Below are 23,294 nucleotides of genomic sequence, written 5' to 3'. Positions count from 1 at the left end.
GCGCGCTGTATGACGGCCTTTTGTGCTGGCTGGATAAGATTCTAAACTGAACTCTGCAGCGTCCATCACGGCTACTTTTTTTCATATACCACCTTCCCGCCCACCATCGTCAGCTCGCTCACCGTGCCGGGCAGGGCGGGCGGTGGCACCGTGAAAATATCCTGCGACAGTACCGCTAAATCGGCCAGCTTGCCGGGCGCCAAGGTGCCTTTTTGCTGCTCCTGAAACTCGGCGTAGGCGGCGCCGACGGTGTAGGCGCGCACGGCTTGCTCGCGGGTCAGGGCCTCTTTGGGGTCGGCCAGGGTGGTGGCGAACAAGATGTTGAGGAAGGGATTCATCGGCCCATCGGAGCCTAGCGCGAAGGGCACCCCGCTTTCCAGCAGCGAGCGGAAGGAAGCGTGCAGGCCAGCCGGCGCACCGTGTTGCGGGTCGAGGGCGGCGTTGATGAAGTGTGAAGGATTTTGCACGACGACCACGCCCAGGGCTTTAGCGCGGGGCTGCAGGTCGGCGGCCACACCGTCGCCGTGCTCGAAGCGCACGCGCTTGACGCGCCAGGTGGTATCGGCGGCCAACTGGCTCATGAGGCGCAGTACCAGGCTGGCGGCGCTGTCGCCGGAAATGTGCAGCATCAGCGGCTGCGGGCTGCTAAGGGCCGTGCGCAGCAGCTGGCGCACGGTATCGACCGGGAAGTTGAGGCGGCCGTACCAGCCCGGGCGGCCCGCGTAAGCGTGACGCATCAGCGCGCCACCTTCGAGCGGTGTGGCATCGAGGATGTATTTCACGCCCTCGACCCGGGCCAGCGGGGCGGGCGCTTTGTTGACATTCGCCCATTCGCGGCGGTTGATGCCGTAAGGGCTCGTCATCGGAAACGGGATGATGCGCTGGCGGATGGGCAGCGCGGCGGCCTGCACCACGCGCAGGGTTTGGGCGGGCGGCAGCGCATCGGCCATGCTTTGCACGCTGGTGATGCCCAGGCGCACAGCCGCCGCGCCATAGCCCCGCAACAGGCGCGTCCAGACGGAATCGGGCTGCTGGCCGTGCAGGGCGCGGCGCGGGGCCCAATCGGCGTACTCCGTGAGCAGGCCGTTGAGTTGGTGCACATCGGGCAGCCGGCCTAATGTGCCGCCCAGCGGGGCCACGTCGGCGTCTTCCAGTTGCAGGCGCCGCAGCGCGGCGGAGTTCACCAGGCTGCCGTGGCCCCAGGGTGTGCGCAGCAGCACCGGGTGCCTAGGCGCGACGCGGTCCAAATCGGCCCGCCGCAGCTGCGGGTCCTGCAGCGCCTGCAGGCCCACTTCGCCTTCCAGCCACGTGCCGGCGGGCAGCCGGTCGGCCAGCGCCGCGAGCGTGTCGAGCACCTGCGCCGGGCTGGGGCCCGCAATCATTGCGGCCTTGGGAAAATCGAAGAAATGGCCCAGCGGATGGCCGGGCGGCAGGTGCGTGTGGGCATCGTTGAAGCCCGGCACCACGGTGCGGCCATTCAGGGCAATGCGGCGCGTGTGGGGGCCGGCCAGCCGGGCTATTTCGGCGGTGGTGCCCACGGCCACAATTCGCTCGCCACGCACGGCCAGAGCCTGCACATAGGGCCGGGCGAGGTCGGCGGTGAAGATTTTGCCGCCGGTGAGGACGAGGTCGGGGGCCAACGTTTGGGCGGTGGCGGGGCGCAGCAGCAGCAATAGCGCAGCGGTAAGCAGGGTTCGCATCAGCGAGCAGAAATGAACATTTTCTTTCCAGAGCCGTCGTTATTCAACTTCGGCCCCGAAAAGTAAGGCAAATCCGCTGAATATACCATAAATTATATTTTATATCAATTTTACAGCAGACTCAGACGCACGAGAGATTCAGCAGTATTTCCGGCTGCGGCGGCGCAACCATTGGTCTGGGCCGCCGGTCAAGCCCGCACACCTGCATTTCATCTGCTTGTATATGTTCCGATTCCGCTTTTTCGCTGCCCTGCTGGGCGGGCTTGCACTCGCCGCATGCAGCAAAGACAATGCTTCGCCCGATGGTACGCCGCGCTGCAGCAGGTACGTGGCCGGCGATGTAGCCATTGGTCCCCAGGCTGCCACAGAAGCTGCGCAGGTGTTTCAGCTAGCCAATTCACAGGGGTTCAGCATCAGCAAAATGCACGGTTTCACCTACGTGTCGGGCTTACCGGCCGACAGCTTAGCTTACGTGAAACGCGTGCTCTTGAACAAGCCCTACCTGAATGCGCAGGGCTTTACCGGCGGCAATGCCTCTGTATACGCCGGCGACCGTAAAATCCACGTCGTCGATTCCCAATTTGACATGACCCCGGCCAATCAGGCCGACTGGCTCCAGACGCTGCAAACCCTTCAGCTAACCGACGAAGCCGGCGCCCGCTGCCAAAGCTGCAAGAGCGTCATGCTCAAAGTACCCACCGGCTCGGAGCAGCACTGGGTGACGGAACTGGCCAAGAACCCGCTCCTCCGGTGGGCCGAGCTGAACTGTTACTCTCAGATTGTGCTGCACTGATGCATTGGCGGCGAACTGCTGCACATAGTAAAAGCCGGGGCTGCTGAAACCTAAGTTTCGGCAGCCCCGGCTTCATGCAAACACTCAAGGAGTAGTAATCCTATTAAAAGAACGTCATGCTGAGCTTGTCGAAGCATCTCTACTGCTTTGTTGCAAAGGTTTAAACAAAGCGGTAGAGATGCTTCGGCAAGCTCAGCATGACGTTCCAGGGTAATTTTCGAACTTCTAAGCCACTCCCGCTTTGGCGCGGCGGCCCTGTAAAATGCGGAAGAACGAGCGGGTTTGCACCTCTTCCAGGGTGAGGCCGGTGGCGAGGATTTCCTCTTCCGAAATGGCGCCGCAGTTCAGGGCTTTGAGGAAGAAGTTGAGCAGGCCCTGGCCGGTGGCGGCGTCGTCGAAAATGTCGCCGGTGAGGGTGGAGATGGCGGCGCGCTCCACGAAGGTTTTCAGGCGAAACACCGCGTCGTCGTAGCTGCTGAGGAAGAAATTGTAGGTGGCGGCGTAGCGCATCGGCAGCTGCGCGGGGTTCAAATCCCAGCCCTGGTAGAAGCCGTTGATGAGCGAGTGCGTGCTGTGGTGGTAGGCCTGGCGCCAGGCATTGTGCACGCTCTCGCGGTTTTCGCGCAGCTGGGCGAAGGTCAGGTTGTCGCCGCGGTGCGGGCCGATGGGCATCACGTTGGTGGCCCCATCGGAGAGGAAAATACCGGTGCCACCTAGCGCCACTTTGGTCATGTGGTGGGCGAAGTCGTTCACCGGATGGCCCATGGTCTGATACTTGGCCGTGATGCCGCAGCTCGCGGTGTAGTCGTAGGTGCCGAAGTGGGCCGCCACGCAGCGCCCCTCGCTGGCCCGGATGATGCGCATGAGCGGGTTGCGCCCCTCCTCGTCCATGATAATCTGGGTGGCCTCCACCATCGTCTCCATTTTGAGGGTGCCGGGAGCCAGGCTGTTGGCCTGCTCCAGCAGTTCAAACAGGCGCACCATGGTGGTCATCTGCTCCGGGATAGTCACTTTGGGCAGCATTACCACGAAATTATCGGGCAGCTTGCCGCCGGTTTCGGCCAGCAGCGTGGTCAGGAAGATGTCGAGCGTGCGCACGCCGCGCTGCTTCAAATCCTCGGTGAAGGGCTTGATGCGAATGCCGATAAAGGGCGAGAGCGTGCCCTGCTGCATGCCTTTAGCCACTTCCCTGGCGGCGCGCACGGCGGTTTCGTCTTCCTCCGCATCGGGCCGGTTGCCGAAGCCGTCTTCAAAATCAACGCGGAAGTCTTCCACGGCCTCGCGCTTCAGCTTCGCCACAATCTTATTATAGACCGAGTAGGCCAGCCAGGCGGGCTCCTGCTTGCGGTCCTCGGGGCTCATGGCGTCAAGTTTGGCCGTCAGGGCCGCCACGTCGGCTTCGAGATGCGGCAGGTGCTCGTGGTTTTTGAACTGCAACGCGCGGGCCAGCTCCACGAAGTTGGGGGCGTAGGTGAGCAGGTTGTTGAGGGCGATTTCGCCCATCTTCACGCAGGTATCGGCCTTAAAGAGGTTAGCGCCGCCGTACACCGTGTGCACGGGCTGGCGGTCGGGCCGGTCGCCGGGGTAGGTATGCTGGAACTTGATATTGGCCACGCCGAGCTGGTCGAGCAGGGCGGCTTTGTCGGATTCTGGTAAGCTGAGTTTCATGGTGGGAATTAGAGATGTAGCGCGAAGCTCCAGCTTCGCGTATCGTTGAACGGTAATCGTTGTAATGGCGCGGCCGAAACGCGAAGCTGGAGCTTCGCGCTACATCGTTCTCACGACCCGCGGTAGGTCGAATATCCGAACGGATTCAGCAGCAGCGGCACGTGGTAATGCGCGTTTTCGGCCACGTTGAACACGATTTCCACGAAGGGGTAGAAATTCGCTGTGCCGTCCTGCGCGAAATATTCCTGGGTGTAGAATTTCATTTTATATACGCCTAATTCCACCTGCTTTTCTTTCGGCAATAAATCGGGAATCCGGCCGTCGGCGTTGGTTTTGCCGCGCGCAATTTCCTGCCAGTCATCCCCTACTTGCTGCAGTAGCGCGATGCTAACATTCGCGGCCGGCTTACCCTTAGTGGTGTCGAGAATGTGTGTGGTAATCTGACTCATGCGGCAAGCAGTTTTTCGAGGCGAAGGCGGGTGATTTTGTTCTGCTCGCCGGCGGCGATGAGGATTTCGTCGGCGGGGTCGTTGGTGAGGCGGGCTTGCAGCAGGGCCAGCATTTCGTCGGCCGTTTTACCGGTGGCGCACACGATGAAGATGTAGCCAAACTTGCGCTCGTAGTTTTCATTGCCCGTAGCTAAAGCCTCTAAGGTTTCCTGCGATGCCTGTTTTACCGAGGCCTGTTCACCCTCGGCCCAGGTGCTGGTGCTGGCGAATTTGGCGCGCAATGCTTCCACATCGCCGCCGATTTTGGGGTGGTGGGTGAAGGCTTCGCGCCAGTCGGCTTCGCTCAATTTATTCCACGCGGTATTGGCCTCGTCCATCAGCGTTTCGGCATCGGACACGGGGAAGGCAGCAAGCATATCTTCCACCCACGCGGTCGAGCCGCAGCATTTTTGCAGGGCTTCGGCGAGGGCGGGTTTGGGCAGGCGGTTGAGTTCTTCTAGGGTCATCTTTGATTTCTAAAGGACGTCATGCAGAGCGCAGCGAAGCATCTCGCGTGCTTCAACTAAACCACTGTATTGCTTGAGCACGCGAGATGCTTCGCTGCACTCTGCATGACGTTCGTTCATGCGCGGACTCGCAGAGTCCACGCTACCGCACCGTCGGAAACCGGTTCACGTTCTTGTAGTAGATGTACACTGACGGCTCCTGGCCCATGGCCGTGGCCCACTGCTGGCAATAGGGTGCCATCCAGATGGAATCGCCTTTTTTCACCGGGTACCAGCACTGGTCGAGCATGTAAATGGCCTGGCCTTCGAGGTACATCAGGCCGTGTTCCATGATGTGGGTTTCCACCATCGGCAGGTTGCCGCCGAGGCCGTAGGTGAAGATGTTCACGGCCATGTCGAAGCCCGGCTCGTTCGGCAGCAGCTCCTGGATGCGCAGGGCCTCGTCGTTCATATACACGGGCGCTTTGCTATAGTCCCGCTCGCCCCAGAACACGCCCGGCGTGGCGTGGCCCGCCAGCGGCTCGTATACTTTATGGAAGGTTAGAAGCTGCGTCCCGGCCTCGGGCTGGCTGAATTCATAAGACTGGCCGACGGGCACATACACGTACTCGCCCACTTTCAGCGCGCGGGTTTCGCTGCCCACGTTGGCCGTGCAGCCGCCCTGCACCACGTAGAAGAAAATCTGCGAAGCCTCGGTTTCACCCTTGACATGGCCGGCTTCGGTGAGGGTGATGAGCGTCTGGCAGAGGCGGGCGCCCATCTGCTCGTTGATGATGACGTTAGTGGTGCAGCCGGTCCAGCCGGGCACGTTGCTGTTGATGTAGCCGTCGGGGGCAATGATGGCGTGATTGCGCTTCACAACGGAGCGCGTCAGGGCGGACATTTCCATAGTAATTATCGGGCGAGATTTTGGGTGCGGAGAAGAGTCATAAACTGGTCGGCCACGGCGATGGCAGCGGCCAAATCCGCCAGTTCTACATTCTCCAGCGGATTGTGACTGATGCCTTTGTAGCAGCGAATAAATAGCATGGTGGCCGGGGCCACGAAGGAAACGGGCACGGCATCGTGGCCCGCGCCGCTCACCAGCTCGACAGTCTCGTGGCCGCTGGCGGCAATGGCCTGGGCCAGCAGCCTGTTCAGGCCGGCGTCGCAGGCGACGGGGGCAGTTTTTTGCACCAGGTTCCAGGCCAGGGCCACGTTGCGGTGCAGGGCCGAGGCTTCGGCGTGGCCGCGCAGGAAGTCGTAGGCCTGGGCGAGCTGCTGCTCGTCGGGGCTGCGCAGGTCGAGGCTGCAGGTTACTTCGCCGGGGATGACGTTGCTGGCCGAATGACTAATGGCCAGCTTGCCCACCGTGGCCACCAAGCCGCGGCCGTGCACCTGGGCAAACTGCTCGACCGTGAGCACAAACTCAGCGGCGGCGCAGAGGGCGTCCTGGCGCATGTTCATGGGCACGGTGCCAGCGTGGCCGGCCATGCCCCGGAAGATGAGCTCCACGCGCTGCTGGCCGGCGATGGCCGTTACCAGCGCCACCGGCACGTGGCGCTCCCAAAGCACCGGGCCCTGCTCAATGTGCATCTCGAAGTAACCCAGCCAATCGGCGGCCGGAATGGCATCCAGCGTAAGCTGCGAGGCATCGCCGCCCATGGCCACTAGGGCTTGGTCGAGGGAGATGCTGGCGGCGTCGCAGCGGCCCAGCAGGGCGTGGTCGAAGGCGCCGGTCACCACCTTGCTGCCCAGATAGGTGGTGTGGAAGCGCACGCCTTCTTCGTCGCTGAAGGCAATCAGCTCGATATGGAAAGGCAATTCGGCTTGCTGCGCCAGCAGGTTTTCCAGCAAATCGAGCCCCATGAGCACGCCCAGCGGGCCGTCGAATTTGCCGGCATTAACAACGGTATCGATGTGCGAGGCCAGCACGAAGGTTTTGGCATCGGGGTTCGGGCTTTCCAGCCGGGCGCGCAGGTTGCCGATGCCGTCGACGCGGGTGGGCAGGCCGGCGGCTTCGAGCCAGCTTCGCACCAGGGCGCGGCCTTCGAGGAAGGCGGGCGTGCCGAAGGTGCGCGTCACGCCGTCCGCGTCTTCGCTGATGGCGGCCAATTGCTGAATGCGCTGCATGATTCGCTCAGCGCGCGCGGTGTAGTCCTGCTGCATTCCGCTACCGGGTTAAAAATTCGCCGTGGCTGAGGCGAAGGAAATTCGGGCGCTGGAAAACCTGTTCGCCTCGGAGAAAAGTTAATTCAATGACACCCGCCAATTCCTGGCAAATGTAAGGGGATACTTTGTGTTTGTGCAGAATCATCTCCTCGCTCACCTCAAAGGTCTGTTCGGGGTCAAGCACGATTAAATCGGCGTCGAAGCCGGGCGCAATCCGGCCTTTGCGCTGGCTTTGGCCGGCCAGTTTTGCGGGGTTTTCGCTCAGCCATTTTACAATATCCAGCAGGCTGGCACCGCGCCGACGGGCAGCCGTCCACAGCACCGGCAGGGCCAGTTGCAATGAGGCAATGCCACCCCAGGCGGTGGTGAAGTCGCCGCTTTCCATTTGCTTGAGGTCGGGCGGCGCGGGCGAGTGGTCGGTGGCAACGAAGTCGATGATGCCGGCCTCCAACGCGGCCCACAGCTGGTTGTTGTTGGCCTTTTCGCGGATGGGCGGCGCGCATTTGAACTGCGTCTGGCCGTCGGCAATGTCCTCGGCATTAAAGTAGAGGTAGTGCTGGCCGGTTTCCACCGTCAGCGGCAGTCCTTTGGCTTTGGCAGCCGCAATGGGCGCGATGGAATCGGCCGATGATAAATGCACAATGTGGACCCAGCAATTGAACTCCTCGCACAGGCGAATCATCATGGCAATGGCCTCATCCTCCCACTTTTTAGGACGCGAAGCCAGGTAGCTTGGGTACGAGCGGTGGTCGTTCTGCTTCCACGCATCATCGTCTTCCGATAACTCGCAGTGCACCAGCAACGGCAACTTATATCGCGCCAGAATCGGCATCACCCGCCGCAAATCGTCTTCCGTCGCGTTCGGGAAATCATCAATCCCGGAGTGCGTCAGAAACGCCTTGAAGCCGAGCACTCCTGCTGCAATCAGAGGCTCAATCTCGTCGGCATTGCCCGGCACCACGCCGCCCCAGAAGCCCACGTTACAGTGCAGCTGGCCCTGCGTGGCGGCGCGCTTTATTTCCAGATTCGCCACCGAGGTGGTGACGGGCGCCGAATTCAGCGGCATGTCGACCATTGAGGTGAGGCCACCGGCCAGCGCGGCGCGGGTTGCCGTGTCGAAGCCTTCCCAGTCGGTGCGGCCGGGCTCGTTGATGTGTACGTGCGGGTCAATTACGCCGGGCAGGATGGCGTGGGTGCCTACGTCGATGAGCGTGGCGCCGGCTACGTCGGCATCGTGCGGCAGCAGGGCGCTGATGCGGCCGTTTTCGACAAGGATGGTGGCGGCGCGCTCGCCCTCGGGCGTGATGACGCGCTGGCTGCGCAAAGCAAGTGTTGACATGGGTAGGGAATTTGGCGCTAAATTGGGGGCTTTTTCCCGGTTTAATTAAATTGGCAAGAGCAGAATTTGAACGAGTGAAGAACGTCATGCCGAGCGCAACGAAGCATCTTGCCTGCCACCGCTAATCCATGATGCTTTCACGATTGAATTAGTGACAGCGGGCAAGATGCTTCGCTGCGCTCGGCATGACGTTCTGATTTCTTCTCACTGACACACCGCTCCCTCCGTTACACATGCTCCAATACGTTACCCTCTTTACCCTGATTATCACCTTCCTACTCCTGCTGGGCGTCATCTTCGCCCTGCAGCGCGTGGCCAAAACGCGGCCCGGCGGCGGCGCCGTGGGCGAAGGTGGCTCCACCCTCGAAGGCTATTCCTACGCGCTGATTCTGCTGGCCGTTATCGCGGCGGTGGGCATTGCCTACGTGCTGGCGCGCGACTCGCCCTGGTCGGGCCACATCATGGAATGGCTCAACATTGTGGTGCGCCTCATGCACATCACCTTCGGCATCGCTTGGATTGGGGCCTCGTTCTACTTCGTGTTCCTCGAAAACGCCCTCAACCGCACCGACAACGTGCGCGAAGAGCTGGCCGGCAACCTCTGGGCCGTACACGGCGGCGGCTTTTATTACCTGGAGAAATATAAGTCAGCCCCCAAGCAAATCCCTAAGAGCCTGCACTGGTTTAAGTACGAGGCCTATTTCACCTGGCTGTCGGGGTTTAGCCTGCTGTTCGTGGTGTATTATTTCAATGCCAGCTCCATGCTGATTGACCCGCGCGTGCTCGACATATCGCCGCTGGCGGGCGTGGGCATCGGGGTGGGCTCGTTCGTGGCGGCCTGGCTGCTGTACGATGGCCTGTGCCGCACCGAGTTCGTGCGCAGCCCGTGGTTCAAGGTGGTGGGGTTCATTCTGGCCACGGGGTTTGCGTTTTTCTACGCCCAGGTATTCAGTGCGCGGGCAGCCTACATCCACTTCGGGGCCATGCTGGGCACGCTCATGGTGGGCAACGTGTTTTTCACCATCATCCCGGCCCAGAAAGCCATGGTAAAGGCCGCCACTGAAGGCACCCCGCTTGACCCCACACTGGGCAAAAACGCCCTGGCCCGCTCGCTGCACAACAACTACTTCACGCTGCCCGTCCTGTTTGTGATGGTCAGCAACCACTTCCCCAGCACCTTCGGGCACTCCTACCCGTGGGCTATTCTGGCAGCCATCACGCTGGGCACGGCCGGCGTGAAGCACTGGCTGAACCTGCGCGAAAAGCACCAGACCGATACGGCCGTGTGGGTGCTGCCCGCCGCCGTGGGCGTGCTGCTGGCCGTGGTATTCGTGACGGCCCCGCCCGCCCAATCGGGCGGCACGGCCGGCGCGGCTTCGGCCTGCACCCAGCAGGTGAGCATGAGCCAGGTGAACATGATTGTGCAGAAGCGCTGCATCCAGTGCCACTCCGCCCACCCCACCGACGACGTATTTAAGTCGCCGCCCAACGGCGTGGTGTACGACACACCCGAGGACATCATTCGCCTGAAAGACAAAATCATGCAGCGCGTGGTGGTGACGAAAACCATGCCCCAGAACAACAAAACCCAGATTACCCAGGAAGAGCGGGACCTCATTGCCTGCTGGATTAACCAGGGCGCGCAGAATAAATAGCCGATGCCAATAACTGGCTGAACGTCATGCTGAGCGCAGTCGAAGCATCTCGCGTGTGGCAGTAATACTTTTATTCAACGATTGAATTAGTGGTGGCAAGCGACATGCTTCGGCTGCGCTCAGCATGACGTCCGTTTCAAACCCCTCCTTCCATGCCCTCCTCTCCCCGCGACCTTCCCGTTTGGGCCCTCGCAGCGGCTAGCCTGCAGGCCGGCACGCCGGTGGCGCTGCTGTGCGTGCTGCGCAGCGAGGGCAGCAGCCCCGGCCGCCAGGGCTTCAAAATGACCGTGACGGCCAACACCGTGGCCGGCTCCATCGGCGGGGGCATCATGGAGCACAAGTGGGTGGAACTGGCCCGCCAACGCTTGTACGACACCGTGGCCGAGCCGCTGCTACGGCCCCAGATACACCGCCGCGAGGCGCCGGCCGACCGCTCCGGCATGATGTGTTCGGGTGAGCAGGAAGTGCTGCTGTGGCCGCTGGCAGTAGCTGATTTAGCCACGGTGGAGACCATCGTAAATACCCTGCGCACGAATGCGGGCGGCTACCTGGAGCTGAGCCCAGTGGCTGACCTGCGGCTGGTGACGGCAACAGCAGAAGCAGCCGTCGTAGCTTCAGAAACGCCGTTTTACCACTACCATCCCGGCCCGGCGTGGCGCTACCGCGAGCGGCTGGGCTTCCGCGACCAGCTCACCATTGTGGGCGGTGGGCATGTGAGCCTGGCCCTCTCGAACGTGGCGGCGGCGCTGGATTTTGAGCTCACCGTGCTCGACGACCGCCCCGAACTTCCTACGTTCGAGAACAACCACGCGGCCCACCATCGCCACGTCATCAACTACGAAAACGTGGCCGCCGCCGTGCCCGCCAGCCCGCACCGCTACGTGGTGGTGATGACCGTGGGCTACCGCACCGATGCCGTAGTGCTGCGCCACCTGCTGCGCCGTTCCTACCGCTACCTGGGCGTGATGGGCAGCGTGGCCAAAGTGGCTGAGTTGCGGCGCGGGCTGCGGGAAGACGGTTTTTCGGCCGAAGAAATTGCGTGGCTGCGCGGCCCCATCGGCCTGCCCATTCACAGCCAGACGCCGGAGGAAATTGCCATCAGCATTGCGGCGGAACTGATTCTGGTGCGGCGGAGCAGTGAGCTATAGGAATGTCATGTCGAGCGCAGCCGAGACATCTCGCGTGCTACCACTAATCCCGTCGACTGGATTACTACCACACGCGAGATGTCTCGGCTGCGCTCGACATGACGTCCCTTCATTCCCTATCAAGCCGTAGGCCTTCTTACCGCTCTGTGCCGTTGCCGCCGGTGGGGCTCACGTTGCCGTTGGCGAATTCTTCGGTGAAGACGCGGTAGCGGTCGAGAATGGAGCGCACGGAGCGTTTGAGCACGATTTCGCCCATGGGGCCTTCGGGTACGGTTACGCCCGAGGCGTAGCCGTTCCACACGGCGCGGTTGGTTTTCACGTCGATAAGCGTGACGAGGAGCGTGCCTTCGGCGAGGAGGAGGCGCACGGGCTGGTAGCCCTGGCGGTCTTCCTTAGGGGTTTCGTCGTTTTCCTCGATGTTGCGCTTAATCCACTGGCTGAGGTCTTCCTGCTGGAAGCCGTGGAAGTTCATGTCGCCCTCGTACACGCGGAAATTCACCAGCATGTCGGGGCGGCGAGTGGCTTTGCGGTAGCCCTGGGCCATAAAGCGCTGCTGAATGGCTTCGCGCAGCGTTTGGCCCAGGCGGCTGCTGTCGGAGGTGAGGCCCGTACCGGTCACGAAATCGTAGGTGCGGTAGTGGCGGAAATTGCCGCGGTAGCTGTAGTCCGAATCCACGCGGGCTTCGCGGGTAGTCATGCAGCTCGTGAAGCCCAGGGCGGCCAGCAACAGTAGCGTAATCGTAGGTTTCATATGTCAAATGATAATCGGGTTAAGGACTACCAATGTACGAAACCTAAGGCACTTAGCGGCTGGAACAAGGGTGATAAAATTATGATTTTTTCAACGAATCGGCTTTATTTCAATCGTAGCCGCATCTAGGGCCTGCAATCAGGTGCCTCCCCCGGTATCAACCGGCTGCCAAAGAAGCATTTTCTTCCCTGCCCCGCCGCTATCTTTGGTTGATATGGGGCAGCCGCGTCGCTACACCACCGAAGAGTATTTTGCTTTGGAAACGCAGAGCGACCTGCGCCACGAGTTTTTTGAGGGCGAAGTATTCGCGATGGCGGGCGAGAGCATTGCCCACAATACCATTGCCTTAAACGTGGCGATGGGCTGCCGCCAAGCTCTACGCGGCAAGCGGTGCCGGGTACAGATGGAGGGCATCCAACTGGCCGTGGAAGCCAACCGCCACTACACCTACCCCGACATTGTGGTGAGCTGCGACCCGCAGGACCAACAGGAAAGCCGACGCCTGCACCACCCGCTGCTCATCGTGGAAGTGCTTTCGCCCTCCACCGAAGCCTACGACCGGGGCCTGAAATTTAATCAGTACAAGAAGCTCCCATCGCTGCGGCACTACCTGCTGGTTTCGCAAAAAACCTGGCTGGTGGAGTGGTATCAGCTGAGCGAGCACGGCGTATGGGGCCACACTGCTTTGGCCGAGATGGAAGATGACATCGTTATTTCTGAGTTGAACCTGACGATGACGCTCGTGCAGATTTACGAGGAAGCGGGCCTGGCCCCGATGCAAGCGGGCTTTGTGGCTGAGGAAGCGGAGTAGCATTTAAAGAGTAGCATTTAAGGCGTGCGGACAGCTTTTCCAGACCGTCATGCAGAGCGCAGCGAAGCATCTCGCGTGGGGTAGTAATTTCTTCGTTCAACGATTGGATTACTACCCCACGCGAGATGCTTCGCTGCGCTCTGCATGACGGTCAGAGACACTATTTCCTATCGGTACCCCGCTGCCTGCAAGGCGAACAGCTCTGCATAGCGCCCCCCTTTGCCCAGCAGCTCTTCGTGCGAGCCGATTTCCACGAACTGCCCGTTTTCGATGACCAGAATGCGGTCGGCCATGCGGACGGTGCTGAAGCGGTGGCTGATGAGGACGGCGGTTTTGCCCTGAGTGAGCTCCTTGAAGCGCTGGAAAACTTCGTACTCGGCGCGGGCGTCTAGTGCTGCCGTGGGCTCGTCGAGGATGAGGAGCTGGGCGTCGCGCATGTAGGCGCGGCCGAGGGCGATTTTCTGCCACTCGCCGCCGCTCAGGTCCACGCCGCCGTTGAAGCGACGGCCAATCATTTGGTCATAGCCGTGGGGGAGCTTGGCTATGACGGTATCGGCGAGGCTCTGGTGGGCGGCGGTTTCGATGCGGGGCTGGTTCTGGCGCTCTTCTATGCGGCCCACGGCGAGGTTCTGGCCGGCGGGGAGCTGGAAGCGCACAAAATCCTGGAAGATGACGCCGATTTCCTGGCGCAGCTCGGCGGGGTCGTACTCGCGCAAATCGTGGCCATCGAGCAGAATTCGGCCCTCGGTGGGGTCGTAGAGGCGGGCCAGGAGCTTGACGAGGGTGGTTTTACCGGCACCGTTTTCGCCCACCAAGGCCAGCTTTTCGCCCGCTTTTAGGGTGAAGCTGAGGTTGCGAATGGCCCATTTTGTACCATTCTTGTACTGAAAACCGACGTTCTCAAACTCAAAACCCTGCTGAATGGGCCGGGGAAAGGGAATGGGCCGCTCGCCGTAGAGCGGCTGGGTGACGATGCGCGGCCGCAGCGCAAAGAAGTCGAAGAAATCCTGCAGATACAAGGCGCCGTCGGCCACGGAGCTGAAGCGGCTGAGGATGCCTTCGAGCAGGGCGCGCAGGCGGGCGAAGGAGCCGGCCAGGAAGGTGAGCTGGCCGAGCGAGATGCTGCCGGCCGCGGTGCGGGCGATGATGTAGACGTAGGCGCCGTAGTAGCCGGCGGCGCCGATGGCGGCGAAGAGCGTGCCCCAGCCGGCGCGGCGCAGCACGAGGGATTTGTTTTGGCGGTAGAAGTCGTCGGAGAGGGTGCGGAAGCGGCCGATGAGGAAATCGGAGAGGCCGAAAATCTTGACTTCCTTGGCGGTTTCGTCGGAGGCGCCGGTTTGGCGGAGGTAGTCGAGCTCGCGGCGCTCGGGCGTCCAGGAGTGCGAGAGGGAGTAGCTGCGCTCGTTGAAGTGCGACTCGCCGAGGAAGGCGGGCACCACGGCCAGCAGCAGCAGGCCCAGCAGCCAAGGCTGGAAGGCCACGAGGCCGCCGGCGAGCAGCACGAGGGTGATGAAATCCTGGCCCTGGCTGAGCACCTGGCTCATGAGCACGGTGCGGGAGAGGGTTTGGCGGCGGGCGCGCTCGAGCTTGTCGTAGAAGGTGCTGTCTTCGAACTGGTCGAGGTCGAGGCGGGCGGCGTGCTCCATGAGGCGGATGGAGGACTGGTTGGCGAAGAGGTCGCCGAGCAGCGAGTCGAGCAGGGCCACGCCGCGGCCCAGGGCATCGGCGAGCAGCACGAGGCCGAACTCGAGGCCCACGAGGGTGAGCACGGGCGTGAGCTGGCGCGCGGCGGCGGGCAGCTTGGTGAGGGCCACCACGTCGTCGATAATCAGGCGGCCGACGTAGAGCGTGGCCAGCGGCAGAAACGCGCGCAGCAGGCGCAGCACGAGGTTGGCGGAGGCCAGCGCGGGGCTGGTGGCCCAGATGAGTTTCAGGAAGGCGGGCAGGTGGCGCAGGGCCGATACCCGCTCGCGCACGCTCACGGCGGGCTTTTCGGGGCCGCGCCCGGCGTTGGGGTTCTTGGCGGAGATGGATTTCAGGAAGTCAAACATTGCCGGGGCGTGGGCAAGGTTGGGGCCGGGTTTGGGGGGCAGCCGTTTTGGCAGGGGGAGGATTTGTAGTGTGCGCTACAGCCACGCGCCTGCTTAATGCACGCCAAAAAATCTTCAACACACAGACGTTTATTGGAGACACTGGCGTTTACGAAACTTATGCCCTCATGACATTTCGTAAACGTTGATTCGTAGACGAGTTTCTTGGACTCTTTCGTATTACAGTAGCTTGCGGGCACTTGGTAGCGGGCCGTAACTGGTGGTTTGCTGAAAGTAGGGTCGTACTAAAAGGCGGTCATGCTTCGCTTATGCGCTGCATGACCGCCTTTTTGGATTGAGAGTGCGCCGATAGGCGGCTGTAGGTGACTGACGCCCAGGACCCCACCGGTTGACCGTTGCTTATGCTAAGTCCGCATGTCGTGCTTGCAGAAACGCTTTGTGGCTCTCCAGAAAGGATTTCAGCGACTCGGGTTGGATGCCGTAGCCGGCGGCCTGTTGGGGGTCAATTTTATAGCCTTCCACGTTCTGCCAGAGGTATGGTTCGATGCCCCAGTTAAATAAGCCGCTGGCGAGGGCTTCTTCCTCGGTTTGGCTGAAAACCTCGAAGTGTTTGCCGGTCACGGCAGACAGCGCCGCGGCCACCTCGGCCATCGTGAGTTTATCCCCCACGAGCGACAGTTCCTGGTGGTTGAATTTCTCCGGCTGGGCAAAGGCCTCGGCGGCAAAGCGGCCGATGTCCTGCGCCGTTAACCAGTCCACTGTGGTGTCTGGGGCGATGGGCGTAATGAACTTGCCCATGGCCATGGTGGGGAACATGACGGCGTCCCGGGGCGGGAGCAGATTCTCCATCAAATACGGCGGTTTCAGGATGGTCCAGTACGGGAAGCCCGCGGCTTTCACGGCGTCGATGGCGGCGGTTTTTTCCTGCCAATACAGCGGCTCCCAGCGGCCGCTGTCCCAGTCCACGAAGTTTTCCTGCTCCCCGGCCCGTGCCACGGAAGTGTGCACGACCTGCTGCACGCCTGCCGCCTTGGCTGCTGCCACCAGATTTTGAGCGTGCCGCGTTTCCTCCCCCTGGTTGCCGGGGTGAGTACCCATTTGCACGGAGAAAACCCCGGTCGCTCCCTGCGCCGCCTTGGTCAACCCTTCCAGGTCATCAAAGGTGGTTTCGAACAGCTCGACATTTTGGGCCGCCAAGGCCTGGGCCGCTTCGCTGTTCTTATCGCGTACAATCGCCCGGATGGCAAAATTGCCTTTCGCTAATAAGGCCGTAACGGCAGCCCCGCCCTGGAGGCCGGCGGCCCCCGCTACCAGGATGATGGGTTTCTGAATCTGGTCCATTTTCGTCTGTTAATTTTTTTGCAAATTTACCCCGTGCCTGGTATGCAAAAGATGCCAGTTACCTAAAGGATGCCAGATATACAACCGGATAACGCGGCCATTGCGCAGCAGATACGCCACCTGCAGGATACCCTGTACGTGGTCAACGGAAAATGGAAGCTGCCCATCCTGGTGGCCGTCCACCAGGGCAACAGCCGATTCCGCGACATTCAGCGGAGCGTGCAGGGCATCACCACCAAAGTCTTGTCCACCGAACTCAAGGCACTAGAGCAGAACAAGCTGGTGGTGCGGCGGGTGTATGACACGTCGCCCCCCGCCGTGGAGTACACGACGTCACCCTATTGCGAAACCCTGCAAACCATGATTTTGGAAATGATTGCGTGGGGCAAAAACCACCACGACCAACTTCGGGAGAAGTGATAGGTGGCCCGGTGCGCTGTTTGCTGAAACGGTGATTTTTCTAAAAAAAAGACATTCCAATTACTCCCCAAAGAAGCTCCCGCTGGCGCAAGTCTGCGAGGGGGCATCATTCATGTAATGGAGTAGCTTAAGAAGCCCCAGCCCCACCAGCGGCGGGGGCTTTTGGCGGTTCCGGCGGGCAGTATTTCCACTAAAGCCACATGGCAGTGGGTGGTGTCGGTAGGCTTGCCTTTCCGCCTGGTTGTCATCCGCTAGAAATGCCGGACTTATCCTATTCAGAATGCCCCTCTTGAAAAGTTCACACCCGTTAGCTTTGCGCGGCCCCTTCCCCTTGTATGCCATGCTCGCGCTGCCCTTACCCACCGTCTTATTCGTCCTGCTCGCAACCGGGGCAAAGCCGCCCGCTTGCTTAGGGCAGCGGCGCCCGGCGAAAACAGAAATTGACAACGACCCTTTCGTGAACTTGTCGTACATGAAGCACATACCTTTTGTGCACCAGTACAAGCCCGTATTACGGAGCCGGCAGCAAATCACCAACCGCTTCGATTCCGCGCAACGCGATTACCTGCTCACCTATCAGGTCGGTGCCAACCAGTTTGTGTTCTATCAAACCCCTGAAAAAACGTTTATCCGCTCGTTCACTTGTTCTACTCCCCGCATCACGCTCGCCTACGGCGTGCGGGTGGGCATGAGCCAAGCCGCTTTTGAGCGGGTGTTCCACCGAACTATTGCCGGCACCGTCGTAACCGTGGGGGATACCGAGGGCTTTGAGGTGTACACGTTCACTTTCCGCCAGCACACACTCGCCCGCATCGACCTCGAGTGTGAGATGGACTAATCCGGTGTTGGCAGGTGCTTAACCCGCAAGCAGCCCCAGCCCCGCCAGCGGCGGGGGCTGCTTGCGGTGCCGGCCGGGGCAGGGGCGTTAGCTGGCTGGCGCAAGGGAAGTGCGCGCCCGGCCGCGCGGCGAAGGAGCACCAACTAGCAGCTTAAATCACCGTTTAGCTGAACGCCAGTTCTGCCAAGCTGACCAACCAAGTGGACACGGCCACCCAAGCCCGGGTGCTGGCCTATTTTCTTTTCTATCTTAGCCCGCCGGAAGGACTCACCTTTCTGCTTTTGCCAACCCCGCCCTATGTCCCTGCTCCAGTTCTACGCCCATTTGTTGTTCCGGGCGGCCGCGCTGCTCACGGCGGGGCTCGCCTTGGTCTGCCTCGCGGTTATTAACGTTCTGGGTGGGGCCCTGCCGGGCGTAGAACTGAACGAACTGGTAGCTCGCGCAGCGACGGCGTTGCACCGCGACGCCTGCCGACTGCTGGCTTCGGTCCGGGCCCGCAAACCCCTGGAGTCCGGCGACGCCGGGTAAGGCCCGGGGATTGCCTCCCTCGAAAAGCCGCTGCACCTGCAGGGTCGTAGCGGCTTTTTGGTGGGTATTTGGTTTCATACAACCCCAAAAGGAGACGCTGGAGCCCGTTTATTTCTAGGAAAGAGCTTGTTAGCTTCCCCGTAGAGGCCAGAGCGAAGGTAGCATTCGTGCGACCAGTCGGCTGACATATTCCTCGGTTTCCTAAACTGCTCCAACCCCTCGGCAAAAGGCACCCAATAGCCCGCCGCAGCCCCGACAGCGTCTCAGAAACCCAGCTACGCCCCAACGTTTCCCCAGCAGCCCCAGCCCCGCCAGCGGCTGGGGCTTCTTGCGGTTCTGGGCGGCGCAAGCCTCGAACGCAGCAACCGGTCGGTTCAATTAAAACAATGACGGCAAATAGGGCCACGCGAAACAGAGCGCCGCGCCTTGCAGCAGCGTCAGCAGCAGGGTGACGCTCCAGAAAGCGGCTTTGCGGTTTTTATGGTGCAGCAGCAAAATGGCGGCCCACGCGCCGGGTGCCGCGCCCGGCAGCGTGGCGAGGTGCAGCGTCTTTTCGGCAATGCGACGCTGGCCCCGTTGGGCTTTGCGCTTATCGAGGAAGAAGAGCAGGAAACACAGCAGGTTGAGAAACAACAGGCAACTCAGGAGGATGGTCATAGGGCGGAGTTTCGGCCGGGGTAGCGGCGGCGCGGGGCTGCACCGGTTGAGCAGGAGCCAAAAGAGCCGATGAAGACGAGCTACCTGTGGCTTGGCTGGCGGAAGGTGGCCCCGGCGGGGCCGCAAGGTAGGGCGCGGCGTTCAAGGGAAAGGTAGAGTATCTGACCGAATCCCCCGCTTTACCAGTAGATGAAGATTCTTCGCGTCGCAGTCCGCCAGGCCACGCTGCCGGCTTGAACGCCGGCCCCGCTGGCTACGCACAAAAGCCCCGGCGGCTCACGCGACCGGGGCTTTGTGTCGGCACTACGCGCCGGCGGGTTGGGCTTGGGATTGATGCAGGACCGGAAGGGGGAAACTGCCGGTCCGACCGGTTGCCGCCAAAACGTAATCGATGGTGCTTCGGCCGGTCGGACCGCCACCGGGGCGGCCGATTGCTACGAGGGCTTTGTGCTTTTGTCGTGCGTTGAGGGCAGCACAAATTGCCGGGCCATTTCCAGCAGCAGGGCATCGGCGCCGCTGAGGCCGGGCACCTGCAGGCGCAGGTTTTCGGGGCTGACATAGCCCGCCAGGCTCGCAAACTGTTCGGCCGGCACCGCCTGGAAGGCCATCGACCAATCGGCGAAGCTGCGCTGGTTCACGGCTTTGTCGGCCATTTTAATCAGCCCCGTGTGGCGGGAGTCTTTGGCAATATGTTCGTAGAGGGGCCCGAGGACTTGCTCGTCGCCCTCCATCACTTGCAGAAACTGTTGGGCGCCGTACACCAGCAAGCCCGTTACCCCGCGCTCTTCGTTGGCGTGCCGGGCCTGCGCCAGCAGCGTGGCCAGCTCGTCATCGGTCATGGCCCTGGTGGCCTGGCTCATATAAATGATGTGGTGCATGAACAAATATAATCCTTTGAAATAAACGTTGCACAGCTTCCGGGCCGCGTTTGCGACGCGTCCCGGCGCAACAAATCGAAAACCAAGAAAGCTCCTTTCGGCCGAGGATTTCCCGGGTTTTCGGCCAGTGGAAGGCCCGCCCCCGCAAGCGGCACCCCGGCCGCGGCCAACGGTGGTCGCGGCCCGGCCGTAGGCTTGGGCATGGAAGAACGCATGCTCATGGCCGCCTGCCTGGCGCACATCAGGCGGGCCGGTGGCTCGCTGGAAAAGGACTGGTCCATTGCCCAGATTGCCCAACGCGGCGCCCACGAGGTGCTGAAGAAATACCAGGCCCACGCCCATCTGCCCGATAATCTGACCGAAGCCGCCTTTGCAGCCAGCGAAGACCTGCGCACGCCGCCCCCAGCGGCAGGGCTCGACTGGCCGGCCACGCAGGCCCAAGCCGCCCGGGTGCTGCCCGTGGTGATGCGCCTGCTCTACGTGCTGGGCACGCTGCCCGCCGCCGATGAGCAAAAGAGATAAGCGGCGCCAACCGAACGCAAGGCGGGGCTTACGCTTCGCGCCAGGGCATCTAACACGCCGCCCACGCCAAAATGATGCACGTCAAAAACCCAGAATTTATGGAACGAAAAATATATTTCAATTAACCCCGGCCGGGCAAAGCAACTTGGTATAATTATGTAAGAAGGGGTAGCATCCTGCCACGCAGGGCACTTTGTTTCACGCTTTTTCCCGCTTTTATGCCATGTGCCCTCCCCTCTCGTGCTGCCACCAGCGGCTAGTTCAGCCGCTGCCTACCCAGCTTTATTACCTGGTGCGCCTGCTGCTCACCCACAATTCCGACGAGCTGCTGGCCGACCAGCACGAGCCCGTGAAACAACGCCTGGAGCAGCTCTGGGGCCGGGTGCAGCACTCGGTGCAGTGCCGCTGCCGGGTGTCGGCCGGACGCGCCATTGAGCTCACCGAATGCCTCGTGGCCTGCCTGCTGCGCGAGGAGTGCTGCCGCCGCTCGCTGCGGCGGGCGGTGCCGCTGCACGAGGCCCTGGGGCCGGTACTCACCTGAGGCTGTAGCGGCGCGCGGCCGGAGAGTTGGCGCGGTCCGGCGCCGGCAAAAGTCCGTTTTTGGCGAAGCCGTTTTCCGGTTTTCTTTGTGGCTGCTTTTCTTGCTCATTCAATCCGCTGCCGCGCATGGAGAAGGTATTCGCCTCCCCCCACATCAACATTTACCTGCACTCCGGGCCGGTGCCCGTGCTGGAGTTGGTATGGCTGGACTTTGCCAACAGCGACGAGCTGCGCGCGGCGCTGCTTGAAGGGCTGCGCCTGGGCCGGCAGCACAACATCAAGGCCTGGCTGGCCGACAACCGCCTGCTGCGGGCCATTCGCCCCAAGGATTTTGAGTGGATGGGGCCGGCCATCATCACGCCGCTGCACGAGCTGGGCGTGCGCCACATTGCGGTGGTCGAGTCGCAGGATGCCATCAACCGCTTTGGTGTCAATGCGTTCATGGCCTCGGTCATTCCTAACACCCGCATTACCTCGCAAAATTTCTCCACCATCGAGGCGGCCCGGGTCTGGGCGCTTCAGGCGTAGAATTTCTAGTTTTGCTGCCCATGGAAGCTGCCCTCGCTTTTCCGTTTCTCAACGTGTACCTCCACCCCGGCCCCGAGCCCGTGCTGGAAACGCAGTGGCTGGGCTTTGCCACCGGGGCCGAGTTTCGCGCCTCGGTGGCGCAGGCCCTGGAGCTGGGCCGCGAGCACCACGTCCGGGGCTGGATTGCCGACGACCGGCGGCTGGGCGCCGTGCGCCCGCGCGACCTGCAATGGACCCACGACGAAGTGCTGCTGGCCTTCGACCGCATGGGCCTGCGCCGGCTGGCGCTGCTTGAATCGGAAGACGCGCTCAACCGCCTCACCATCGACTCGATGTACCAGCGCGCGCTGGAAACCGTTTCGTTCGAGCTGCGGCGCTTCACCGACATTGAGGCGGCCCGCGCCTGGGCCGCCGGCCGGGCGTAGCCGCCCGCGCTTCCCGGCCCTTACAACTTGTATCGAAAGCGGCCCGGGCGGCTATTGCTTCGTTTTCCGAATCCCAAGTGTGGGCCGTCGTTCCGGCCTAATCAACCGCTAGTCCGGCGGCCGAATACGGGCCAGCGGCGGGCAACTACTGGGGCGTATCCAGTAGCTTCCGGCACCGGAGCCTCTTGACCCGGCTGCGAGGCGTTTGCTTCTGCCTGGTACTGCCGGCCGCCCCGGCCGGGCAGCAGCTGCGGCAGCGAAAAGCTATTTTGCTTGCCGAATGCGCGCCCGGCCAGCTGGCGAGCCGCGCCCCGCACGTGGCGGCCCTACCTTTGCCTCGTCTCTTTTTAATCCTTAAAACTCTACCTTCCCCTTGCGCCCGCCCGCCGACCCCGCTCGCATCAACGTCCAGTCCACCATCGATGTGAACTACTGGTGCCAAACCCTGAATTGCACCGAAACCCGGCTGCGCAACGCCGTGCTGGCCGTGGGCCCGCTCGCGGCCGATGTGCAGGCCTACCTGAACCGCTAAAAACAACGGAAACCGCGGCGCAGCGGGTGCCGCTGCTTCCGTGCGCCCTATCAGAGTACCGGGGCAGCATAGGAAGCCGATTTTTTTGCTGATTGCCGAACCGCACGCAACAAGTGCTGCTGTTGCTATTGACGCGGTGCTTTGGGCCGGGCTGCTCGCCACGCGGCGCGTGCTGGGGCTGATGCTTCTTTTAGTATTGGGCCTGAGGTGTATAATTGAGCGCCGTGCGCGATTGTCTCAGCCGCCTGAAGCAATTATTGCGGCGGCGTAGCGTCCAGAAATCCGGCCATTTTATCTTCCTTTTTACCCAATGCGAAGCCTTTCTTTCCTGCCGCTGGCCGGCGCCTTCCTGCTGCTCGCCGCCCCGGCCCGGGCCCAAACCTCGTTCAGCATCGGCCCGCGCGTGGGGCTGAACCTGGCCACTTACCATTATTCCGAAAAGCCCATCCTCGGCACCATTGGCTACCGCGCCGGCGTGGAGGCCGGAGTGGCCGCCACCGTGGGCAGGGAGCATTTCGCGCTGCAGGCCGCCGTGCTTTATTCTCAAAAAGGATTCATCCAGCGCTATACCGTTGACTTACGCACGGCGAATAACCTCCCCCTGGGCACCGCTGATATTGAGTACCGCAACCGGCTTAATTACCTGACCATCCCCCTTTCCCTGGCCTACACCCAGGGCAGCGACGGCCAGGGCGCCCAGGTTTTTGCCGGCCCTTACCTCGGCGTGCTCCTGAGCGGCCGCTACGAATCCGTCGAGACGCTCCAGGGTGGCGGTGAGTCGACAACCCGCGCGGGGGACATTACCCCCATCAGCAAAACCGCCCCCGATTTGGCCGCCTACACCCAGCGCTTCGACGCCGGGCTGCAAGCGGGCCTGGGCTACCGCTACCGGGCCCTGCTGCTCCAGGTCAACTACAGCCTGGGCCTGCGCTCCCTGGCCGCCAGCTATTCCTACAACGGGGTGCCCGTGAGCAACCCGGCCTACTACAACCGGGCTTTTCAGGGCTCGCTCACCTACCTGTTTGGTAAATAGTAGCTTGCCCGTTCAACGCACGCCCCCAAC

Annotated in this window: 25 protein-coding genes; 13 read left to right on the top strand and 12 right to left on the bottom strand. The window is 61.9% G+C overall.

Annotation, left to right across the window (positions count from 1 at the left end; translation table 11 throughout):
- Positions 1–71: 71 nt before the first annotated feature.
- Positions 72–1,700: an amidohydrolase gene (locus tag Q5H92_RS10025; protein ID WP_305011379.1), complete on the bottom strand. Its 1,629-nt coding sequence runs from the start codon at positions 1,698–1,700 to the stop codon at positions 72–74.
- A gap of 223 nt (positions 1,701–1,923) precedes the next feature.
- On the opposite strand from Q5H92_RS10025, the gene Q5H92_RS10020 reads away from it, so the two are divergent.
- Positions 1,924–2,493 (top strand): hypothetical protein, encoded by a 570-nt coding sequence (locus Q5H92_RS10020; protein ID WP_305011378.1) that lies wholly within the window; start codon positions 1,924–1,926, stop codon positions 2,491–2,493.
- Positions 2,494–2,718: 225 nt separating this feature from the next.
- Here the strand turns inward: Q5H92_RS10020 and Q5H92_RS10015 are convergent, their stop codons facing one another.
- The 6 genes from Q5H92_RS10015 to allB all read right to left on the bottom strand — a co-directional run bounded on the left by Q5H92_RS10015 (position 2,719) and on the right by allB (position 8,606).
- On the bottom strand, positions 2,719–4,161 hold the full coding sequence (locus tag Q5H92_RS10015) for a DUF6986 family protein (RefSeq protein ID WP_305011377.1): 1,443 nt from the start codon (positions 4,159–4,161) through the stop codon (positions 2,719–2,721).
- 110 nt (positions 4,162–4,271) lie between these two features.
- The gene (gene uraH / locus Q5H92_RS10010; RefSeq protein WP_305011376.1) at positions 4,272–4,610 is read right to left on the bottom strand and encodes a hydroxyisourate hydrolase; all 339 of its coding nucleotides are present in this window, start codon (positions 4,608–4,610) and stop codon (positions 4,272–4,274) included.
- Entirely contained in the window at positions 4,607–5,116 is a 510-nt protein-coding gene (gene uraD / locus Q5H92_RS10005) for a 2-oxo-4-hydroxy-4-carboxy-5-ureidoimidazoline decarboxylase (RefSeq protein ID WP_305011375.1), read from the bottom strand. Before uraD ends, uraH begins: the two co-directional genes overlap by 4 nt.
- 142 nt (positions 5,117–5,258) lie before the next feature.
- The gene (gene allE / locus Q5H92_RS10000) at positions 5,259–6,005 is read right to left on the bottom strand and encodes a (S)-ureidoglycine aminohydrolase (RefSeq protein ID WP_305011374.1); all 747 of its coding nucleotides are present in this window, start codon (positions 6,003–6,005) and stop codon (positions 5,259–5,261) included.
- Between the two features lie 5 nt (positions 6,006–6,010).
- Positions 6,011–7,264, bottom strand: a complete 1,254-nt coding sequence (locus Q5H92_RS09995) for an allantoate amidohydrolase (protein ID WP_305011373.1) — start codon at positions 7,262–7,264, stop codon at positions 6,011–6,013.
- A gap of 4 nt (positions 7,265–7,268) precedes the next feature.
- Entirely contained in the window at positions 7,269–8,606 is a 1,338-nt protein-coding gene (gene allB, locus Q5H92_RS09990; protein ID WP_305011372.1) for an allantoinase AllB, read from the bottom strand.
- Positions 8,607–8,839: 233 nt separating this feature from the next.
- On the opposite strand from allB, the gene Q5H92_RS09985 reads away from it, so the two are divergent.
- Both Q5H92_RS09985 and Q5H92_RS09980 read left to right on the top strand, forming a co-directional pair.
- Positions 8,840–10,261, top strand: a complete 1,422-nt coding sequence (locus Q5H92_RS09985) for a urate hydroxylase PuuD (RefSeq protein ID WP_305011371.1) — start codon at positions 8,840–8,842, stop codon at positions 10,259–10,261.
- 152 nt (positions 10,262–10,413) lie between these two features.
- Positions 10,414–11,409 carry an XdhC family protein gene (locus Q5H92_RS09980; RefSeq protein ID WP_305011370.1) on the top strand — a complete coding sequence of 332 codons (996 nt, stop codon included), beginning with the start codon at positions 10,414–10,416 and terminating at the stop codon, positions 11,407–11,409.
- Between the two features lie 136 nt (positions 11,410–11,545).
- Here Q5H92_RS09980 and Q5H92_RS09975 read toward each other — a convergent pair whose 3' ends face one another.
- Positions 11,546–12,160 (bottom strand): DUF4136 domain-containing protein, encoded by a 615-nt coding sequence (locus tag Q5H92_RS09975; RefSeq protein ID WP_305011369.1) that lies wholly within the window; start codon positions 12,158–12,160, stop codon positions 11,546–11,548.
- Between the two features lie 214 nt (positions 12,161–12,374).
- On the opposite strand from Q5H92_RS09975, the gene Q5H92_RS09970 reads away from it, so the two are divergent.
- Entirely contained in the window at positions 12,375–12,971 is a 597-nt protein-coding gene (locus Q5H92_RS09970; RefSeq protein ID WP_305011368.1) for a Uma2 family endonuclease, read from the top strand.
- 167 nt (positions 12,972–13,138) lie between these two features.
- Here the strand turns inward: Q5H92_RS09970 and Q5H92_RS09965 are convergent, their stop codons facing one another.
- Positions 13,139–15,022, bottom strand: coding sequence for an ABC transporter ATP-binding protein (locus Q5H92_RS09965; RefSeq protein ID WP_305011367.1), 1,884 nt, complete (start codon positions 15,020–15,022; stop codon positions 13,139–13,141).
- 399 nt (positions 15,023–15,421) lie between these two features.
- Positions 15,422–16,363, bottom strand: coding sequence for an NmrA family NAD(P)-binding protein (locus Q5H92_RS09960; protein ID WP_305011366.1), 942 nt, complete (start codon positions 16,361–16,363; stop codon positions 15,422–15,424).
- Positions 16,364–16,432: 69 nt separating this feature from the next.
- On the opposite strand from Q5H92_RS09960, the gene Q5H92_RS09955 reads away from it, so the two are divergent.
- From Q5H92_RS09955 to Q5H92_RS09945, 3 genes are all read left to right on the top strand, one after another.
- Entirely contained in the window at positions 16,433–16,783 is a 351-nt protein-coding gene (locus Q5H92_RS09955; RefSeq protein ID WP_305011365.1) for a winged helix-turn-helix transcriptional regulator, read from the top strand.
- Positions 16,784–17,255: 472 nt separating this feature from the next.
- On the top strand, positions 17,256–17,621 hold the full coding sequence (locus Q5H92_RS09950) for a hypothetical protein (RefSeq protein WP_305011364.1): 366 nt from the start codon (positions 17,256–17,258) through the stop codon (positions 17,619–17,621).
- 297 nt (positions 17,622–17,918) lie between these two features.
- Positions 17,919–18,149, top strand: a complete 231-nt coding sequence (locus Q5H92_RS09945; protein WP_305011363.1) for a hypothetical protein — start codon at positions 17,919–17,921, stop codon at positions 18,147–18,149.
- A 378-nt stretch (positions 18,150–18,527) separates the two neighbouring features.
- Here Q5H92_RS09945 and Q5H92_RS09940 read toward each other — a convergent pair whose 3' ends face one another.
- On the bottom strand, positions 18,528–18,806 hold the full coding sequence (locus Q5H92_RS09940; RefSeq protein WP_305011362.1) for a DUF1294 domain-containing protein: 279 nt from the start codon (positions 18,804–18,806) through the stop codon (positions 18,528–18,530).
- Positions 18,807–19,240: 434 nt separating this feature from the next.
- Positions 19,241–19,684: a BLUF domain-containing protein gene (locus Q5H92_RS09935; RefSeq protein WP_305011361.1), complete on the bottom strand. Its 444-nt coding sequence runs from the start codon at positions 19,682–19,684 to the stop codon at positions 19,241–19,243.
- Positions 19,685–19,885: 201 nt separating this feature from the next.
- Between Q5H92_RS09935 and Q5H92_RS09930 the strand changes: the two genes are divergently transcribed.
- The 6 genes from Q5H92_RS09930 to Q5H92_RS09905 all read left to right on the top strand — a co-directional run bounded on the left by Q5H92_RS09930 (position 19,886) and on the right by Q5H92_RS09905 (position 23,264).
- On the top strand, positions 19,886–20,206 hold the full coding sequence (locus tag Q5H92_RS09930) for a hypothetical protein (protein ID WP_305011360.1): 321 nt from the start codon (positions 19,886–19,888) through the stop codon (positions 20,204–20,206).
- A gap of 223 nt (positions 20,207–20,429) precedes the next feature.
- Positions 20,430–20,747 (top strand): hypothetical protein, encoded by a 318-nt coding sequence (locus Q5H92_RS09925; protein WP_305011359.1) that lies wholly within the window; start codon positions 20,430–20,432, stop codon positions 20,745–20,747.
- Positions 20,748–20,872: 125 nt separating this feature from the next.
- Positions 20,873–21,274 (top strand): hypothetical protein, encoded by a 402-nt coding sequence (locus tag Q5H92_RS09920; RefSeq protein ID WP_305011358.1) that lies wholly within the window; start codon positions 20,873–20,875, stop codon positions 21,272–21,274.
- Between the two features lie 20 nt (positions 21,275–21,294).
- A complete protein-coding gene (locus tag Q5H92_RS09915) occupies positions 21,295–21,699 on the top strand; it encodes a hypothetical protein (protein ID WP_305011357.1) in 405 nt (134 codons plus the stop codon).
- A 373-nt stretch (positions 21,700–22,072) separates the two neighbouring features.
- Positions 22,073–22,231 carry a DUF3606 domain-containing protein gene (locus Q5H92_RS09910; protein ID WP_305011356.1) on the top strand — a complete coding sequence of 53 codons (159 nt, stop codon included), beginning with the start codon at positions 22,073–22,075 and terminating at the stop codon, positions 22,229–22,231.
- 310 nt (positions 22,232–22,541) lie between these two features.
- Complete coding sequence (locus Q5H92_RS09905) at positions 22,542–23,264, top strand: porin family protein (RefSeq protein ID WP_305011355.1); 723 nt, start codon at positions 22,542–22,544, stop codon at positions 23,262–23,264.
- Positions 23,265–23,294: the final 30 nt, after the last annotated feature.

It is taken from the genome of Hymenobacter mellowenesis, from assembly GCF_030581005.1.
Lineage (GTDB): Bacteria > Bacteroidota > Bacteroidia > Cytophagales > Hymenobacteraceae > Hymenobacter > Hymenobacter mellowenesis.
The sequence above is the reverse complement of the archived record's forward strand: the minus strand, read 5'-3'. Positions and strand labels throughout refer to the sequence as shown.

Coding starts and splice junctions, on each gene's coding strand:
- uraD (WP_305011375.1), bottom strand. CDS start 5,116: ATGACCCTAGAAGAACTCAACCGCCTGCCCAAACCCGCCCTCGCCGAA.
- Q5H92_RS09980 (WP_305011370.1), top strand. CDS start 10,414: ATGCCCTCCTCTCCCCGCGACCTTCCCGTTTGGGCCCTCGCAGCGGCT.
- Q5H92_RS09960 (WP_305011366.1), bottom strand. CDS start 16,363: ATGGACCAGATTCAGAAACCCATCATCCTGGTAGCGGGGGCCGCCGGC.
- Q5H92_RS09970 (WP_305011368.1), top strand. CDS start 12,375: ATGGGGCAGCCGCGTCGCTACACCACCGAAGAGTATTTTGCTTTGGAA.
- Q5H92_RS10025 (WP_305011379.1), bottom strand. CDS start 1,700: ATGCGAACCCTGCTTACCGCTGCGCTATTGCTGCTGCTGCGCCCCGCC.
- Q5H92_RS09955 (WP_305011365.1), top strand. CDS start 16,433: ATGCCAGATATACAACCGGATAACGCGGCCATTGCGCAGCAGATACGC.
- Q5H92_RS09965 (WP_305011367.1), bottom strand. CDS start 15,022: ATGTTTGACTTCCTGAAATCCATCTCCGCCAAGAACCCCAACGCCGGG.
- Q5H92_RS09930 (WP_305011360.1), top strand. CDS start 19,886: ATGGAAGAACGCATGCTCATGGCCGCCTGCCTGGCGCACATCAGGCGG.
- Q5H92_RS09925 (WP_305011359.1), top strand. CDS start 20,430: ATGTGCCCTCCCCTCTCGTGCTGCCACCAGCGGCTAGTTCAGCCGCTG.
- Q5H92_RS09985 (WP_305011371.1), top strand. CDS start 8,840: ATGCTCCAATACGTTACCCTCTTTACCCTGATTATCACCTTCCTACTC.
- Q5H92_RS09905 (WP_305011355.1), top strand. CDS start 22,542: ATGCGAAGCCTTTCTTTCCTGCCGCTGGCCGGCGCCTTCCTGCTGCTC.
- Q5H92_RS09940 (WP_305011362.1), bottom strand. CDS start 18,806: ATGACCATCCTCCTGAGTTGCCTGTTGTTTCTCAACCTGCTGTGTTTC.
- Q5H92_RS10020 (WP_305011378.1), top strand. CDS start 1,924: ATGTTCCGATTCCGCTTTTTCGCTGCCCTGCTGGGCGGGCTTGCACTC.
- Q5H92_RS09945 (WP_305011363.1), top strand. CDS start 17,919: ATGTCCCTGCTCCAGTTCTACGCCCATTTGTTGTTCCGGGCGGCCGCG.
- Q5H92_RS10015 (WP_305011377.1), bottom strand. CDS start 4,161: ATGAAACTCAGCTTACCAGAATCCGACAAAGCCGCCCTGCTCGACCAG.
- Q5H92_RS09995 (WP_305011373.1), bottom strand. CDS start 7,264: ATGCAGCAGGACTACACCGCGCGCGCTGAGCGAATCATGCAGCGCATT.
- Q5H92_RS09920 (WP_305011358.1), top strand. CDS start 20,873: ATGGAGAAGGTATTCGCCTCCCCCCACATCAACATTTACCTGCACTCC.
- Q5H92_RS09915 (WP_305011357.1), top strand. CDS start 21,295: ATGGAAGCTGCCCTCGCTTTTCCGTTTCTCAACGTGTACCTCCACCCC.
- allE (WP_305011374.1), bottom strand. CDS start 6,005: ATGGAAATGTCCGCCCTGACGCGCTCCGTTGTGAAGCGCAATCACGCC.
- Q5H92_RS09975 (WP_305011369.1), bottom strand. CDS start 12,160: ATGAAACCTACGATTACGCTACTGTTGCTGGCCGCCCTGGGCTTCACG.
- allB (WP_305011372.1), bottom strand. CDS start 8,606: ATGTCAACACTTGCTTTGCGCAGCCAGCGCGTCATCACGCCCGAGGGC.
- Q5H92_RS09950 (WP_305011364.1), top strand. CDS start 17,256: ATGAAGCACATACCTTTTGTGCACCAGTACAAGCCCGTATTACGGAGC.
- Q5H92_RS09935 (WP_305011361.1), bottom strand. CDS start 19,684: ATGCACCACATCATTTATATGAGCCAGGCCACCAGGGCCATGACCGAT.
- uraH (WP_305011376.1), bottom strand. CDS start 4,610: ATGAGTCAGATTACCACACACATTCTCGACACCACTAAGGGTAAGCCG.